The sequence below is a fragment of the Methylobacterium frigidaeris genome, assembly GCF_022179185.1.
In the GTDB taxonomy this organism is placed as follows: domain Bacteria; phylum Pseudomonadota; class Alphaproteobacteria; order Rhizobiales; family Beijerinckiaceae; genus Methylobacterium; species Methylobacterium frigidaeris.
In genome coordinates this window covers 1-225 of sequence record NZ_BPQJ01000414.1, presented here as the reverse complement: position 1 = coordinate 225, position 225 = coordinate 1, and the positions used below count along the sequence as shown (strand labels likewise).

General features: G+C 72.9%; 1 protein-coding gene. It reads left to right on the top strand.

The window, feature by feature from the left end:
- Positions 1-225 (top strand): HAMP domain-containing protein (locus MFF64_RS37515; RefSeq protein ID WP_238194166.1); only part of this gene is annotated, 225 nt, incomplete at both ends.

Below are 225 nucleotides of genomic sequence, written 5' to 3'. Positions count from 1 at the left end.
TGCGCTTGCTCATCCACGGGTGGTGCCGTTGCTGGTGACCCGGCCGCTGGCCACGCCGCTGGGACTGCGCCCGCCCGCGGTGGTGCGCCCGCTGGAGACCGTGATGGGCTTCGTCGAGCGGGTCGGCGACGGCGACCTCTCGGGGCGGCTCGACATGCCGGGCGGTGACGAGATCGCCCGTCTGGGGCGGACGCTGAACGCGATGGTGGACAACCTGTCCGACCT